The following is a 13,469-nucleotide window of genomic DNA, read 5'->3' as shown; positions in this document are numbered from 1 at the left end:
GGCCCGGCTCCTGCCCGTCTCGCGCTCAGGCCGTCTGACCCGCTGCGCGGAGCTGGGCCGAAGCCCTCGCCCGCTCGGTTTCGTCGTCGCCGGTCAGTGCCGCCTTCGCCGCTTCGACGTCGATCTCGTCCGAGAGCTCGGCGCTCTCGGCGAGGATGCTCACCCCGGTGCCGGTCACGGAGAGGAACCCACCGTGCACGGCGGCGCAGACCGTCTCACCGTCGGTGGTCGTCACCTTGACCACGCCACCCTCGACGAGCTGCCCGAGCACGGGTTCGTGACCGGCCATGATGCCGATTTCACCCTCGGTGGTCTGGGCCACCACGAAAGTGGCAGTACCCGACCAGAGACGGCGCTCGACGGCCACCAGCTCCACGGACATCTCAGCCACGTAGCACTCCTTCGCTCGGGGTGTTACCACCGAGTGTAATGGGTCAGTCCTTGGTTACGAGAACGGCGGGGGTCGGAGTCCACAAAGGACACCACCCCCGCCGCGCCCGGAAAATCACTTCTTGGTGATTTCCTTGTACTTCTTCTCGAGGTCCTCGAGGCCACCGATGCCCAGGAACGCCTGCTCCGGGTAGTGGTCGAAGTCACCCTTGGTGATGCGGTCGAACGACTCGATGGTCTCCGACAGCGGCACCGTCGAGCCCGGGATGTTCGTGAACGCCTCGGCGACCAGCATGTTCTGCGACAGGAACCGCTCGATGCGGCGCGCGCGCTGAACGGTCAGCTTGTCCTCTTCCGAGAGCTCGTCCATGCCGAGGATCGCGATGATGTCCTGCAGTTCCTTGTACTTCTGCAGGATCCGGATGACCTCGGAGGCCACGCGGTAGTGGTCCTCACCGACGATCGCCGGGTCGAGGATCGTCGACGTCGACGCCAGCGGGTCCACCGCCGGGAAGATGCCCTTCTGGAACACCGACCGGGAGAGCTCGGTGGTGGCGTCCAGGTGGGCGAACGTCGCGGCCGGGGCCGGGTCGGTGTAGTCGTCCGCGGGGACGTAGATCGCCTGCATCGAGGTGATCGAGCGGCCACGGGTCGAGGTGATCCGCTCCTGCAGCTGGCCCATCTCGTCGGCCAGCGTCGGCTGGTAACCCACGGCCGACGGCATGCGGCCCAGCAGGGTCGACACCTCCGAGCCGGCCTGGGTGAACCGGAAGATGTTGTCGATGAACAGCAGCACGTCCTGGTTCTGGACGTCGCGGAAGTACTCCGCCATGGTCAGCGCGGACAGCGCGACGCGCATGCGCGTGCCCGGCGGCTCGTCCATCTGGCCGAACACGAGGGCGGTGTCGTTGATGACGCCGTCTTCGCTCATCTCCAGGAAGAGGTCGTTGCCCTCACGGGTGCGCTCGCCGACCCCGGCGAACACCGACGTACCACCGAAGTTCCGGGCGACACGGGTGATCATCTCCTTGATGAGCACCGTCTTGCCGACGCCGGCGCCGCCGAACAGGCCGATCTTGCCACCCTGGACGTACGGGGTCAGCAGGTCGACGACCTTGAGGCCGGTCTCCAGCATCTCCGTCTTGCCCTCGAGCTGGTCGAAGGACGGCGCGTTGCGGTGGATGCCCCAGCGCTCGAGGTCCTCGCCGTAGCCGGGCTCGTCGAGGCACTCGCCGAGGGCGTTGTAGACGTGGCCCTTGACCTTGTCGCCGACCGGGACGGTGATCGGGCCGCCGGTGTCGGTGACCTCCGCGCCGCGCACCAGGCCGTCCTGCGGCTGCAGGGAGATGGTGCGGACGAGGTTGTCGCCCAGGTGGCTGGCGACCTCGAGGGTCACCGTCTTGCGGAGCTGCTCGAACTCGATCTCGACCTTGAGGGCGTTGAACTGGTCGGGCACGGAACCGCGCGGGAACTCGACGTCGACGACCGGACCGGTCACCGACACGATGCGCCCCTTGGCGCGCGGGGCTTCAGTACTGGTCATCAATCATCACTTCCTGCTGCGGAGAGCGCGTTCGCGCCACCGACGATTTCGGAGATCTCCTGGGTGATCTGCGCCTGGCGGGCCTGGTTCATTTCCCGCGTCAGGTTGCCCACCAGTTCGTTCGCGTTGTCCGACGCGGCCTTCATCGCGGTCCGGCGGGCGGCCAGTTCGGACGCCGCGGACTCGAGCATGGCCGCGTAGAGGCGCGTGTTGATGTACTTCGGCAGGAGGGCGTCCAGCAGCTTGTCGGCACTCGGCTCGAACTCGTAGCTGGGGAGCAGCTCGCCCGCGGGCTTCTGCTGCTCCTCCTCACCGTCGGTGTACTCGACCTCGAGCGGCGCGACGCGCTTGGCGGTCGGCCGCTGCGTCAGCATCGACACGAACTCGGTGTAGACGATGTGGATCTCGTCGACACCCGTGACGCCGTCGGCGTTGCCGTCCGCGTCGTCCGCACCGCGCATGAACGACTCGACCAGCGCCTCGCCGACGCGGACCGCGTCGGTGTAACCCGGCTGGTCGGAGAAGCCCGTCCAGCCGTCCACGACCTCGCGGCCCCGGAACCGGTAGTAGTTCAGCCCCTTGTTGCCGGTGACGTAGATCTGCGGCTCCTTGCCCTCCTCGCGGAGCAGGGCGAGCAGCTCTTCGGTCGCGCGCAGCACGTTGGAGTTGTACCCACCGGCCTGGCCCTTGTCACTGGTCACGACCAGGACGGCGGCCCGCTTCGGGTTCGGGCGCTCGACCAGCATCGGGTGGTCGAGGTTGGTCGCCGCACCGGCCAGCGCCGAGAGCACCTTGGTGATCTCGTCCGCGTACGGCCGGGAAGCGGCGACCTTCGCCCGCGCCTTCGTGATGCGCGCGGTGGCGATGAGCTCCATCGCCTTGGTGATCTTGCCGATCGACTTGGTCGCCTTGATGCGCGACCGGAGTTCCCGGAGTTGTGCGGCCATGAGCTACCAGCTCACTTCTTCGGTGCGGGCTTGTTGACCTTGACGGTCTCGTGCCCGACCTTGTCGGAGTCCATCGCGTCGGCGTCCGCCTCGACCAGGGACTTGCCCTCGGAGGTGGTGAACTCCTTCTTGAACTCGTTCACCGCGGCGACCAGCTTGTCGGCCGTCTCGTCCTCGAACTTCCCGGAGTCGCGGATCGCGCCCAGGATGTCGTCGTGCTTGCGGCGCGCCGAGTCGAGGAACTCGTGGTTGAACCGGCGGACGTCCTCGGTCGGGACCGAGTCGTAGTGGCCGTTCGTGCCCAGCCACACCGTGCAGACCTGCTCCTCGACCGGGATCGGCGAGTACTGCGGCTGCTTGAGCACCTCGTACAGGCGGGCGCCGCGCTCGAGCTGCGCCTTGGAGGCGTCGTCGAGGTCCGAGGCGAAGGCCGCGAAGGCCTCCAGCTCGCGGTACTGCGACAGGTCGATCCGGAGCGAGCCGGAGACCGACTTCATCGCCTTGACCTGCGCGGCACCACCCACGCGGGACACCGAGATGCCCACGTCGATGGCCGGGCGCTGGCCGGCGTTGAACAGGTCCGACTGGAAGAAGCACTGGCCGTCGGTGATCGAGATGACGTTCGTCGGGATGTAGGCCGACACGTCGTTGGCCTTCGTCTCGATGATCGGCAGCCCGGTCAGCGAGCCGGCACCCAGCTCGTCCGACAGCTTCGCGCAGCGCTCCAGCAGGCGGGAGTGCAAGTAGAAGACGTCGCCGGGGAACGCCTCGCGGCCCGGCGGGCGGCGCAGCAGCAGCGAGATCGCGCGGTAGGCGTCGGCCTGCTTGGTCAGGTCGTCGAACACGATGAGGACGTGCTTGCCCTCGTACATCCAGTGCTGGCCGATGGCCGAGCCGGTGTACGGCGCGATCCACTTGAAGCCGGCGGAGTCCGAAGCCGGGGCGGCGACGATGGTGGTGTACTCCATCGCGCCCGAGTCCTCGAGGGACTTCTTGACCGCGGCGATCGTGGAGCCCTTCTGGCCGACCGCGACGTAGATGCAGCGAACCTGCTTCTTCGGGTCGCCGGTCTCCCAGTTGGCCTTCTGGTTGATGATCGTGTCCACCGCGACGGCGGTCTTGCCCGTCTTGCGGTCACCGATGATCAGCTGGCGCTGACCGCGGCCGATCGGGGTCATCGCGTCGATGGCGGTGATACCGGTCTGCAGCGGCTCCGACACCGGCTGGCGCTCGACCACCGAGGCGGCCTTCAGCTCCAGCGCGCGGCGGTCGGTGGTCTCGATGTCGCCGAGGCCGTCGATCGCCTGGCCCAGCGGGTTGACGACACGGCCGAGGTAGCCGTCGCCGACCGGCACCGACAGGACCTGGCCGGTGCGCTTGACCTGCTGGCCCTCTTCGATGCTTTCGAAGTCACCGAGGATCGCGACACCGATGGAGCGCGCGTCCAGGTTCAGTGCGACGCCCAGGACGCCGCCGGGGAACTCGAGCAGCTCGTTGGCCATGGCCGAGGGAAGGCCTTCGACGTGGGCGATGCCGTCGCCGGCGTCGATCACGGTGCCAACTTCTTCCCGGCTCACGTCCGGGGCGTAACTCGAGACGTAGTTCTCGATCGCGCTACGGATCTCATCCGAGGAGATCGTCAGCTCGGCCATGTCTTTCCCGCTCTCGCTTCGTTCTTGCCAGTATGCAAAGTCTTGTGTGACCTGGGCCTATGCCCGGGCCAGCCGCCTGCGCAGCGCCGCCAGCCGGCCGGCCGCGCTCCCGTCGATGACCTCGTCGCCGACGCGGACGACGAGCCCGCCGCCGAGCCGGGGGTCGACCTCGACGTGCAGCGCGATCGGCCGCCCGTAGATGGCGTCGAGCTTGGCGCTCAGCTGGGCGGTCTGCTCGTCGGTCAGCGCGCTCGCGCTGGTCACGTAGGCGACCGAGCGCTCACGGCGTTCCGCGGCGAGCTTGACCAGGGCGTCGAGCCCGACGCCGACGCCGCGGCCCTTGGCCCGGCGGACGACCTGCTCGACGAGGGTCTCGGTGACCACGTCCACCTTGTCGGCGAACAGCCCGCGCACCAGGGTGCGCTTGGCGTCGACGGGACCGGCCAGGTCCGACAGCGCGGTCTCGAGTTCCGGGTGGTTGGCCACGACGCGCGAGACCTGGAACAGCTGGGTCTCGACGGCGTCGATGTTGCCGGTCTTCTCCGCCGCGGTGAGCAGAGCCGAGTGCCCGAGCGACTCGAGTCCGTCGACCAGCTGACGAGGGCTGGACCAGCGGTTGCCCGCCACGGCGTCGAGCACCTTGAGGGCCGGTTCGGACAGCTTGCCGTCGAACAGCCGGCGCACCAGCGCGGTGCGCGCCTCCGGCGTCGCCGAGGCGTCGCTCACCGCCCGGCGCAGGCCGATTTCCCGGTCCAGCAGGTCGACGACCGAGAGCAGCTCGTCGCCGACCGAGGACGACACTGTGGCATCGGCGTCGGCCAGAACCTCGCCGAGGCGTTCCTCGGCGAGGCCGAGCGCTTCACGGCTCGCAGCATGCAACGTCATCTCTGGTTACTTCCCCGCTCCGTTGGAGGCACCGGCGGTCTCGAGCTCCGCCAGGAACCGGTCGACGGTGCCGCGGCGGCGCGCCTCGTCTTCGAGCGACTCGCCGACGATCCGGCTGGCCAGCTCGACGGCGTTGCGGCCCATGTCGGCCCGCAGCTCCGCGATGATCTGCGCCTTCTGGGCCTGCAGCTGGGCCTGGCCCTGGGCGACGATGCGCTGGGACTCGGCTTCCGCCTCGGCCCGCAGCTCCGCCTTGATCTGCTCGGCTTCGTGGCGGGCGTCGTCGCGGATCTTCGCGGCTTCGGTCCGGGCCTCCTGCAGCTGGGCCTTGTACTTGGCCAGCGCCTCTTCGGCTTCGGCCTGGGCCCGCTCGGCCTTCTCGATGCCTCCCTCGATCTTCTGCGCACGCTCTTCGTACGCGGCCTCGAAGCGAGGGACGACGTACTTCTTGAGGATGAACAGCAGGATCAGGAAGGCGACGATGCCGAGGATCAGCTCCGAGATGTCGGGGATGATCGGGTTGTGCGTTTCGCCCTCTGCAGCGAGGACCAAGGCACTGTTCAGCACGGCGTCTCCTTAAGCGAGATGAGCGGAACTCAGCCTGCGGAGGCGATGAAGTAGATGACGATGCCGATCAGGGCGAGCACCTCGGTCAGAACGAAGGTCGAGAAGCCGATGCCCTGCAGCTTGCCCTGCGCCTCCGGCTGGCGGGCGGTGCCGTTGATGACGGCGGCGAAGATCAGACCCACACCGATGCCCGGGCCGATCGCGCCCAGGCCGTAGCCGATCGCGGCGAGGCCGGGGTTGATGTTGACGGCGGCTTCCGCGGCCTGGGCCAGAACGATGTTGCTCACGTGCATTTCCCTTCACTTCGGTCCACGCGCTCGCGTGGATCGGGGGCTTGTGTTCTCAGTGCTCCGACGCCAGCGCGGCGCCGATGTACCCGGCCGACAGCAGGGCGAAGATGTAGGCCTGCAGCACCTGGATGAAGGCCTCGAGGAACGTCATCCCGATGGCGAAGATCCACGCCACCAGGGAAACCGGCTTCAGCGCCCAGCCCGAGGTCTCGGTCAGCAGGAAGGTGCCGCCGAGGGTGAACACCGCCAGGATCAGGTGACCCGCGAACATGGCGGCGAAAACACGGATGGCCAGCGTGAGCGGGTTGAGAAAGAACTTCTCCGCGAACTCGATCAGCGCGAAGAGCGGCAGGACCGCCTTGGGCACGCCCGCCGGCGCGAGTTCCTTCTTGAAGTACCCCTTGAAGCCGTGCCGCTTGAACCCGACGAAGTGGTACACCGGGTAGACGACGAGGACCGACAGGGCGAGCGGGAAACCGAACCGCGCCATGGTCGGGAACTGCAGCAGCGGGATGATCCCGTAGAGGTTGTTCACCAGGATGAAGGTGAACAACGCGAAAACGAGCGGCACGAACGGCTTGAAGTCTTTCGAACCGATCTGCTCGCGAGCGATGTTGTTGCGGCTGAAGTCGTAGATCGACTCCGCGACGAACTGCCCCTTGCCCGGCACAACCTGCAGCTTGCGGGTCGCCAGCAGGAAGTACGTCGCGATGATGACAACCGAAAGCACGACAAGCAGCATCGGCTTGGTGACTCCGGCGACCAACGCCGGCAACTCGAAGCTTTCGGCACCGGGGGGCGTGAAAATGCCACCCTCGGTCAGTACCAGCGCGCCCACTGGGCTCCTTCCGGTTCTCCCGGCCGGCGTTCACTCCGCCGGGGGAATCGTCACGATCTGGACTTAACGTACCCGATACGTATCGGGACGTCGGAGGCGGCTGCCCCACTGTGCGATGAACACGACTTCACGTTCTGCACACGGGTTGTCTCGCGTGAACACTGCCCTGCGGTCTACTTCGGACCAGCGGCGGGAAGGCGGAACTACACGGTCGCCACACTGCTGATCGCGGTTCGTCTCAGGAAGCGTGCGGCCGAGGCCGCCACCCTTGACGCGGACCATACCAGCAGGTCAATCCGTGCCGGACAGGCGTACTCCTAACCAACCGATCAGCCCAGGACTTAGGTCCCGGGTGATCCCGGGACCCAGGTCCGGTGCGGGCCGGGACCGCGTCCGGAACGCCGCAGGCACCGGCTCCGGCGGGGTCCCGGCGATCATGGCGGGTTTCTCGACTGTGGTCCCGGTCACACTCGGGTGGCCGCAGTCCGGCTCACCGTCCGTCACGGAAGTCCCGGGCAAAGCGGACAGCGTCAGGACGGGATGATCGTCGGGATCTTGGTCTTGCGGAAGGCGGCGAACTCGGCCGCGGCGGCGAGCATGATGGCCACGATCATCGTGATGCCGAGCGACATCGGGTGCAGCGCGGTGACGCCCTTCAGCAGCGTCAGCGCGCCGAAGAGCAGGACGACCTTCACGACGTACCCGCCGAGCGCGATGACCATGACGAACATCGGGTCCTGGCCCGCGCTGAACTTCATCAGGCCCAGGGTGGACAGCGACGCCAGCAACGCCAGCACCCCGCCGACGAGCGAGCCCAGGAAGCCGGGCAGCCCGTTGAGGATGGTGAACAGCGCGATGCAGAGCACCACGGCGGGCGGGGTCACCAGCAGCGAAGCCTTCGTCATCGCGCGGGCGGCCTGCAGCACCACCTCGGCGTGCGGGTTCCCCTGCTCCTGCGGTTCGGTTTCGCTCACACTGGCTCCCTGCTCGGTTGACCCCGAGTGTAGAGACCCCGGCGCGTCACGTGCCCGGCTGGTTGCGCGAGCGCAGCCGCGGGACGATCGAGACGGCCACCGCGAAGACCAGGCCGATCCCGATGATCCACAGCGCCGCGGCGTCGTCGAACAGCGTCACCGACACCGCGCCGAACGCCAGGATCCCGGCCCACAAGTAGATGAGCAGGACCGCGCGGCGCTGGGAGTGGCCGATCTCCAGCAGGCGGTGGTGCAGGTGCATCTTGTCGGCCGCGAACGGGCTTTCGCCGCGGCGGGTGCGCCGGACGACCGCCATGATCAGGTCCAGCATCGGCACGAACAGCACCGCCGCCACGACCACCAGCGGCGAGAGCAGCGCGATCGCGTCCTTGCCGCTGAACTGCGGGTACGGCACGCGCCCGGACGCCGACGTCGTCGCGCCGGCGAGCATCAGGCCGATCATCATCGAGCCCGAGTCGCCCATGAAGATCTTCGCGGGCTGGAAGTTGTACGGCAGGAAGCCCAGACACGCGCCGGCGAGCGTGGCCGCGATCAGCGCGGGCGGGTAGGTGCCGACGTCACCGCCGGAGCTGTCGAGCAGGCCGAGGGAGAACGCGCACGTGGCGGCGGCCGCGATGAAGCCGAGCCCGCCGGCCAGCCCGTCGAGGCCGTCGACGAAGTTCATCGCGTTGACCATCACCACGACCATCACCACGGTGAGCAGCGCGCCCTGGTTCTTGTCGAGCACCAGCACCGAGCCGAACGAGCCGCCGGTGCCGCCCCACGGCACCCAGAACGACACCCACTGCACCCCGAAGATGACCAGGATGCCGGCGCACATCACCTGGCCGGCGAGCTTCGTCCAGGCGTCGAGCTCGAACCGGTCGTCGAGCGCGCCGATCAGCGAAATGACACCGGCCGCCAACAGCACGCCGACCGAGTCGAAGGAGGCGTCGAACCCGTGCGACAGCGCGGGCAGCTGGTGGGCGAGGCCCATCGCGGCGGCGACGCCGAGGTAGATGCCGACCCCGCCCATCCGCGGGATCGGGGCCACGTGGACGTCGCGGGCGCGCGGGTTGGCGATCGCGCCGACCCGGATCGCGATCCGGCGGACGACGCCGGTGAGCAGGTACGTCACGGCCGTCGCGGTCAGCGCGACGAGGATGTACTCACGGATGGGGAGGAGACCGGATGTGGGCGGCACGGGGTGTCACGCTCGCGGGGTCGGGGTCACCCGCGACACGCTATCGTGCCGCGGAATCCCCCGTGATCCGGCTTCAGGCCAACGATTCCGCGGGCACACCGAGCACCTCCGCGATGGCCTCCTTGCTCACCGCGCCCTCGCGCAGCACCACCGGTTCGGTGCCGGTGAGGTCCACGATGCTCGAGGCGACCGGCTCGCCGCTCGAGCCGCCGTCGAGGTAGACGGCGACCGAGTCGCCGAGCTGCTCCTGCGCCTCCTGCGCGGTGCTCGCCGGCGGGCGGCCGGAGACGTTCGCGCTCGACACGGCCATCGGCCCGACGTCGCGCAGCAGCTCCAGCGCCACCGGGTGCAGCGGCATCCGGAGCATCACGGTGCCGCGGGCGTCGCCGAGGTTCCACTGCAGGCTCGGCGCGTGCGGCAGCACGATGGACAGGTCGCCGGGCCAGAAGGCTTCGATGAGCGCGCGCGCCTGCGGCGGCACGCCGAGCACCAGGCCGTCCACAGTGGACCACGAGCCGACGAGCACGCCGACCGGCATGTCCGGACCGCGGTTCTTCGCGCGCAGCAGCGCCTGGACGGCGCCGGCGTCGAAGGCGTCGGCACCGATCCCGTAGACCGTGTCGGTCGGCAGGACGACCAGCCTGCTCGACCGCACCGCACCGGCCGCCGCGGCCAGCCCGTCGGCCCGGGTCTCCCGCTTGCTGCAGTCGTAGACCACGCTCATGGGCGCCAAGAGTAGTCCGCGGGCCGGGGCGGGCGTTCGCCGCGTCACACCGGCGCCCGGGGGGCGCCCCCCGTCTTCCACGCTACCGGCCGGCACCGACAGTTTCCGGCGCTCCCGGCGCGCGGGGCCGGAGTTGTCCCCAACGCTCGGCCGCGCTGCCGAGCGGAGGTCCCGCTTGCCGGACGAAGGTCCCGCTTGCCGGGCGGAGGTCGCGAATGACTCATTCGGGACCTCCGGCGTCGCGAATGAGTCATTCGCGGCGTCCGTCGCCGGGCTGACAAGCGGCCAGACTTTCGTCGTGGGGCAAGCGGGTAGACCTCCCGTCGCGGCGGAACCGGCGGCAGTGCGGCTCAATACCGTCGATCACCGGGAACCACCACCGGCGTGGGTTCCCAGCGAAGGAGCCGCAGATGCGCCCCAGAACCCCGAAAGCGCTCGCCCTGCTCGCCGCGGTCGCCGTCCTGACCGGGCTCGGCACGGGCACGGCCGCGGCGGAGCCGCTCACCCGCGGCTGGCCCGCGCCGATCGACGCCGCCCACTGGGAGAACCAGGACCACATGACCTGGTCCGACTACCGCAAGGTCCCCGGCACGAACTGGGCCGACCCGAACCTCAAGCCGACCCAGCGCACCTTCAAGGGCGCCGTCGTCCTCGCCGACTACCCGGATCAGGACTTCGTCGTCACCCGGCCGGCCCGCTCGACCGTCTTCGGCAACCCCGCGCCGTCCGCGGCGGACATCCCGCGGGCGCAGGTCGCGCAGTACTACCAGGACTTCCTCAACAAGCCCGAGGCCCTCAACAACGGCCACACGATCAACGAGTACTGGATGGAGGACTCCGGCGGCCGGTTCGGCGTGCAGCTGACCGCGTTCGGGCCGTACCGGATGCCCGGGAAGTCCTACGAGTACGGCATGGAGTTCCAGCCCGGCGCGTGCCCGGCGGGCGCGAACTGCTCCCGGGACATCCGCAAGGACGCCGGGGACGCCTGGCGCGCCGACGTCGGCGACACCGCGAAGCAGTTCGACTTCATCTTCTACCTCTCCGCCGGCCAGGACGAGAGCTCGACCTGGCAGGAGTTCGGCGAGATGAAGTTCGGCACGAAGGAGAACGTGCCCGACAGCTTCGGGCCGCCGAACCACGACCTGCCCAACTACGCGGCCACCCGGTACGTGCCGTGGACGTCGTGGGCGTCGGCCGCCAGCATCTGGCCGAACGCGCAGAACGGCAGCTCGGTGCAGGCCGAGAGCTCGGGCCAGTCGACCTACGCCCACGAGTTCAGCCACATCCTGGGCATCGGCGACAACTACAACAACCCGTTCGGCGTCCCGCCGTCCCGCAGTTACAGCGGGCCGTGGGACATGCTGTCGCGCGGCACGTTCAACGGGCCCGGCGGCCCGCACACCCGCTGGCAGATCCCGGCGACGCAGGGCAGCTCGATGGGCGCCCAGCACCAGCTGCGCAACAAGCTGAAGCTCGGCATCGTCGACCCGGCGGACGTCCTGCAGCTCGACCGCAACGAGCTGGCTTCCTCGGGTCCGGTGTCGGCCCGCCTGACCGCGCGTGAAGCCGAAGCCCAGCCGGGCGCGTTCACCGGCCTGAACATCAAGCTCACCGGCGGCGACAAGGCACCGAAGTGCGACCGGTCGAAGGACCCGTTCTGCGACGGCGGCGGCTACGACAACTACACCGTCGAGGTCGTCGACCGGATGGGCGCGGACTCGTTCGCGCCGGACTCGGGCGTGCTGATCACGAAGACGAAGAACAAGGACGACGCCCCGTTCGACTGGGTGATCGACGCGAACCCGCAGGACATCGGCATCACCGACTACACAAAACCGGACGGCACGCCGGTCAAGATCACCATCGGTGACTACCGGCAGCTCAACGACGCCCTGTTCAAGGCGGGCACCGAGGCGGCGAGCCCGTACGAGTACACCGACCCGGCGAACCGGCTCCGGTTCCTGATCACGGACCTGGCCCGGGACCGGCGCGGCATCCTGTCGTACACGGTGACGGTGGCCTCGCTGGACGGCGCGGGCAGCCAGGCCCGCGGGGCGGCACTGACCCCGGCGCTCCCGGCATTCGCCCGCGGTGGGCTCGCGACCTGCGACTTCGGCCTGTTCAACACGGGTGCGGCTCGCGGCGCCCAGGCGCCGTACGACACGGACACGTACCGGCTGAGCGTGTCGACGGACGCCCGCGGCTGGGAGGTCCGCTTGCCGAACGAGCTGGCGACGGCGAAGTTCGGCGCGCACGTGAAGGTGCCGGCGTACGCGAAGCGGACGTCGGGCGGTGACCTGGCGGCCCGCGTGAAGCTGACGGCGACCTCGGTGAGCGACCCGTCGAAGACCGCGACGGCGAGCTGCACGGCGTTCGGCTTCTAGTCCCCCGCCGAACGTCCCGAATGACTCATTCGGGACCTCCCAGGTCCCGAATGAGTCATTCGCGACCTGCTGCTCAGCCCAGCCGGCGAGCGGTGACGAAGCGGGCCCGGCCCGTCAGGTCCGCGTGGCCCTCGACCCCCGTGAGCACCCGGCGGGCCCGGACCAGGGCCGGGACCGCCGAGCCGTGCGTGTCGTCGTGCTCGATCGCCAGCCCGCCGCCCGGGCGCAGCAGCCGGGCTCCCGCCGCGATCGCGTGGCGGATCACCGCCAGGCCGCTCTCCTCCGCGAACACCGCGCGCGGCGGGTCGTGCTCGGCGACTTCGGGGGGCACCGGGGTGCCCTCCGGGACGTACGGCGGGTTGCAGAGCACCAGGTCGACCAGGCCGTCGAGCTCGGCGAACATCGTCGGGTCGCCGATGTCGCCCGAGTACAGCCGGATGGGCGTGTTGCCCGCGTCGGCGTGCACGTCGGCGTTGTGGCGGGCCCAGGCCAGCGCCTGCGGGTCGATGTCCACCGCGTAGACCACCGCGTCCGGGCGGGCGTGGGCCACCGCCAGCGCCAGCGCGCCGGAGCCCGTGCACAGGTCCACCACCACCGGGAACTCGCGGCCCTGCAGAAATTTGACGCCCCACTCGAGCAGCAGCTCGGTCTCCGGGCGCGGGACGAACACCCCGGCGCCGACCGCGACCGTGATGTCGCCGAGCGCGGCCCAGCCGGTCAGGTACTGCAGCGGGATGCGCTTCGCGCGCTGCTGGACGAGCTGGCCGATGGCCTCGATGACCGGCGGATCGACCAGCGGCACCATCGGCAGCCGCCCGCGTTCGACCCCGAGCACGTGCGCGGCGATCACCTCGGCGTCGAACCTCGGCGAGGCGACGCCCGCGCGCTCGAGGATCCGGGTGGCCTCGATGATGGCCAGGCGCAGCGGCTGCCGATTCACTCGTCGTCCCTCACCTCGTCAAGCCTGGCACACCAGGCGGAACTCCCCCGTGAGGACACGCGCCGGTCCTACGCCGTCCAGCGTATCGAGGCACCCCCCGCGCCCGGGCGACAAGTACCCGGCCGCCGGGT

General features: G+C 69.4%; 13 protein-coding genes. 1 reads left to right on the top strand and 12 read right to left on the bottom strand.

What is annotated here, in order from left to right; translation table 11 throughout:
* Window positions 1-25 precede the first annotated feature (25 nt).
* From Q5425_RS14400 to Q5425_RS14350, 11 genes are all read right to left on the bottom strand, one after another.
* Window positions 26-391 carry a F0F1 ATP synthase subunit epsilon gene (locus Q5425_RS14400; protein WP_013229521.1) on the bottom strand — a complete coding sequence of 122 codons (366 nt, stop codon included), beginning with the start codon at window positions 389-391 and terminating at the stop codon, window positions 26-28.
* Window positions 392-505: 114 nt separating this feature from the next.
* A complete protein-coding gene (gene atpD / locus Q5425_RS14395; protein ID WP_308672702.1) occupies window positions 506-1,933 on the bottom strand; it encodes a F0F1 ATP synthase subunit beta in 1,428 nt (475 codons plus the stop codon).
* Entirely contained in the window at window positions 1,933-2,880 is a 948-nt protein-coding gene (locus Q5425_RS14390; RefSeq protein ID WP_308672701.1) for a F0F1 ATP synthase subunit gamma, read from the bottom strand. The genes atpD and Q5425_RS14390 overlap by 1 nt, the downstream gene beginning before the upstream one ends.
* An 11-nt stretch (window positions 2,881-2,891) precedes the next feature.
* Complete coding sequence (gene atpA, locus Q5425_RS14385) at window positions 2,892-4,532, bottom strand: F0F1 ATP synthase subunit alpha (RefSeq protein WP_308672700.1); 1,641 nt, start codon at window positions 4,530-4,532, stop codon at window positions 2,892-2,894.
* Between the two features lie 57 nt (window positions 4,533-4,589).
* Window positions 4,590-5,417 carry a F0F1 ATP synthase subunit delta gene (locus Q5425_RS14380; protein ID WP_308672699.1) on the bottom strand — a complete coding sequence of 276 codons (828 nt, stop codon included), beginning with the start codon at window positions 5,415-5,417 and terminating at the stop codon, window positions 4,590-4,592.
* A gap of 6 nt (window positions 5,418-5,423) precedes the next feature.
* On the bottom strand, window positions 5,424-5,984 hold the full coding sequence (locus Q5425_RS14375; protein WP_308672698.1) for a F0F1 ATP synthase subunit B: 561 nt from the start codon (window positions 5,982-5,984) through the stop codon (window positions 5,424-5,426).
* A 29-nt stretch (window positions 5,985-6,013) separates the two neighbouring features.
* Window positions 6,014-6,271, bottom strand: coding sequence for an ATP F0F1 synthase subunit C (locus Q5425_RS14370; RefSeq protein ID WP_308672697.1), 258 nt, complete (start codon window positions 6,269-6,271; stop codon window positions 6,014-6,016).
* A gap of 55 nt (window positions 6,272-6,326) precedes the next feature.
* A complete protein-coding gene (gene atpB / locus Q5425_RS14365; RefSeq protein WP_308672696.1) occupies window positions 6,327-7,112 on the bottom strand; it encodes a F0F1 ATP synthase subunit A in 786 nt (261 codons plus the stop codon).
* Window positions 7,113-7,642: 530 nt separating this feature from the next.
* Window positions 7,643-8,086: a hypothetical protein gene (locus tag Q5425_RS14360; RefSeq protein ID WP_308672695.1), complete on the bottom strand. Its 444-nt coding sequence runs from the start codon at window positions 8,084-8,086 to the stop codon at window positions 7,643-7,645.
* A 46-nt stretch (window positions 8,087-8,132) separates the two neighbouring features.
* The gene (locus Q5425_RS14355; protein ID WP_308672694.1) at window positions 8,133-9,290 is read right to left on the bottom strand and encodes an MraY family glycosyltransferase; all 1,158 of its coding nucleotides are present in this window, start codon (window positions 9,288-9,290) and stop codon (window positions 8,133-8,135) included.
* A gap of 73 nt (window positions 9,291-9,363) precedes the next feature.
* Complete coding sequence (locus tag Q5425_RS14350; protein WP_308672693.1) at window positions 9,364-10,014, bottom strand: L-threonylcarbamoyladenylate synthase; 651 nt, start codon at window positions 10,012-10,014, stop codon at window positions 9,364-9,366.
* 410 nt (window positions 10,015-10,424) lie between these two features.
* On the opposite strand from Q5425_RS14350, the gene Q5425_RS14345 reads away from it, so the two are divergent.
* A complete protein-coding gene (locus tag Q5425_RS14345) occupies window positions 10,425-12,398 on the top strand; it encodes a M6 family metalloprotease domain-containing protein (RefSeq protein WP_308672692.1) in 1,974 nt (657 codons plus the stop codon).
* A gap of 73 nt (window positions 12,399-12,471) precedes the next feature.
* Here Q5425_RS14345 and prmC read toward each other — a convergent pair whose 3' ends face one another.
* Window positions 12,472-13,338 (bottom strand): peptide chain release factor N(5)-glutamine methyltransferase, encoded by an 867-nt coding sequence (gene prmC / locus Q5425_RS14340; protein WP_086840672.1) that lies wholly within the window; start codon window positions 13,336-13,338, stop codon window positions 12,472-12,474.
* Window positions 13,339-13,469 lie beyond the last annotated feature (131 nt).

Source organism: Amycolatopsis sp. A133 (assembly GCF_031082405.1).
Lineage (GTDB): Bacteria > Actinomycetota > Actinomycetes > Mycobacteriales > Pseudonocardiaceae > Amycolatopsis.
The sequence above is the reverse complement of the archived record's forward strand: the minus strand, read 5'-3'. Positions and strand labels throughout refer to the sequence as shown.